The organism is Komarekiella delphini-convector SJRDD-AB1 (assembly GCF_014831675.1).
In the GTDB taxonomy this organism is placed as follows: Bacteria; Cyanobacteriota; Cyanobacteriia; order Cyanobacteriales; family Nostocaceae; genus Komarekiella.
On sequence record NZ_VJXY01000159.1, the window covers coordinates 1 to 1,885 of the forward strand.

General features: G+C 41.2%; 2 protein-coding genes and 2 pseudogenes. 3 read left to right on the forward strand and 1 reads right to left on the reverse strand.

What is annotated here, in order from left to right:
• Positions 1 to 194 precede the first annotated feature (194 nt).
• Positions 195 to 539, reverse strand: coding sequence for a hypothetical protein (locus FNW02_RS38005; protein ID WP_191762611.1), 345 nt, complete (start codon positions 537 to 539; stop codon positions 195 to 197).
• A gap of 108 nt (positions 540 to 647) precedes the next feature.
• On the opposite strand from FNW02_RS38005, the pseudogene FNW02_RS38010 reads away from it, so the two are divergent.
• The 3 genes and pseudogenes from FNW02_RS38010 to FNW02_RS38020 form a co-directional block, all read left to right on the forward strand.
• Positions 648 to 1,073: pseudogene (locus FNW02_RS38010) on the forward strand (AAA family ATPase); the annotation flags it as partial.
• Positions 1,074 to 1,182: 109 nt separating this feature from the next.
• Positions 1,183 to 1,536, forward strand: a complete 354-nt coding sequence (locus tag FNW02_RS38015; protein ID WP_191762612.1) for a hypothetical protein — start codon at positions 1,183 to 1,185, stop codon at positions 1,534 to 1,536.
• A 63-nt stretch (positions 1,537 to 1,599) separates the two neighbouring features.
• Positions 1,600 to 1,752, forward strand: a pseudogene (locus FNW02_RS38020) (WGR domain-containing protein); the annotation flags it as partial.
• Between the last annotated feature and the right edge of the window lie 133 nt (positions 1,753 to 1,885).

The following is a 1,885-nucleotide window of genomic DNA, read 5'->3' on the forward strand; positions in this document are numbered from 1 at the left end:
TGCAAAATTCTTGTCAAGAACTTTGAGAGAACTCTAGTTAATGCAACTGCCAAGATTAATCTTTGTTTTATTCGGTTGATGGTTAAAAGGCTTGCAGCCTCTTGTTAGATGTCAAATGAGTTCTATAGAACCCATTTGAGATCTATACAGGAGGGCAATCGAATTTGGCTGAACTACGAGCTAAGTTACAAATTTTATAGATTGATCGTCAGGATTTTTTTCTTGCTTTTTTTGTCGCTCAATACGACTGTATTGTAGGGTAATGTATCCGTTCCCAGCGGAATTGGCAGCCTAAAACTGGGGCTTTTACGATCGAGTTCGCCTAAATCAATGCTTTTCTTTATATCGCCATCTGTTGCCAGATAAGCGGTAAGTTCGCCTTTATAATCTTCAATTAAAAAGTCTCTAAAGAAAACGACTTCCCCACCATCAGGATCTATACCAAGGATGACCGTACCGCTGAAAGTTACGCCTTTTCGTTCTTCATCAACCGTTGCCATTGTGATTTCCGAGGGGTCTTGACCTGACATATCTGCCATAAACTTTTTCCTGGGCGAATTCTCAACAATTGAAAATGATTTTACAAGAACGCTATGGGCGATCGCAAAACTCTCAGGACGTATTTCTGCATCAGGCTTTTTTTCTTCAACCCCTCAGCCCTTCCCAGTGAACTGAAACGAAAGGGCAGATTTGATGAAAATTTTTTCGTGGATCTACCGTCTGAGCCAGAACGCTGCCAAATTCTCAAGATTCACTTGGAGCGATTTGGTATTGCTGTGGAGGATGAATATTTAGAGGCGATCGCTGCCAATACTGCGAAGTTTTCAGGTGCAGAACTGGAAACGCTAGCGGCAGAAGCAGCATTGCTGGCATTTGATGAGGGTAGACCGCAGCAGGTGACGTTGGGAGATTTGATGCAGTGCTGTGAAAATATCACGCCGCTTGCAATCCAGGATGCAGCTTCAGTTGAGCGAATGCAAGCGTGGTCTAAAACTGCCAGGGCTGCTTCTAGTCAAGTTGCCCAAGCAACAACTAAGTCTCTGAAAACTGCGCGATTTCGGAATTTGAATTGATGAATTAGGCGATCGCTTCTACTGAAATAGGAGCAATCGCACTTTTGTTTTGATTGAACGCTACGCGTAAAAAAGGTGAATTTTAGTTCAGGAATTGGTGGTAGTTTTTATGACAACAACAGACTTAGTAACTTACTACGGACAAACAAGCCGAATCGACCAACTTGTTGATAAGTACGGCGCATGTTTAGAACAGATCAACAGAGAAACAAAACTCCTGCTGCGTATGGCGTTAACCCACTATGTCTTTATGCAACAAAAATGTAATCCTGACAATTATTCTGTAACAGAACCTTTACGAGATGCACTGTTTGTCAGATTTGTTTGTGAAGATATCCCGCGAATTTTGTATGATATTTGTTCTTTGTTGCAGGGGCTAACTGTTGATGAAGCTGAAACATTACTAGAAGCATTGCAGCATCAAATCCGCTGGGGCAATGCCCGAACAATTGTGAATCATTAGCTGATTACAGATGAACATCTAATTTCCAGGTGTTCATCTACAAATTAATCGAAGAAAAAAAACATGGAAATATATCTTGTCTTTGTTGATGCCATCCGCAACAGCAATAAATTCTGGTCAGCCAAAGTCGAAGATACTCAGCTAACTGTGGAGTGGGGTCGAGTTGGTTACAATTCTCAAACCAAAGTCCATTCTTTAGTGAGTAATCAAAAAGCAAATTTCAAGGGCTTTGTTGCATGAAACGGAAAAAAGATAAACTTCACTCAATAGAAGGGCGAATTAATTTTCCACTTTGTAGCTAACTGGTTTACCTAAATGAATCATGCGATTGAGCGCAGCACACTGCAAG

Excerpts from the sequence above, each read along its gene's own strand:
- FNW02_RS38005 (WP_191762611.1), bottom strand. The coding sequence starts at position 539 with ATGGCAGATATGTCAGGTCAAGACCCCTCGGAAATCACAATGGCAACG.
- FNW02_RS38015 (WP_191762612.1), top strand. The coding sequence starts at position 1,183 with ATGACAACAACAGACTTAGTAACTTACTACGGACAAACAAGCCGAATC.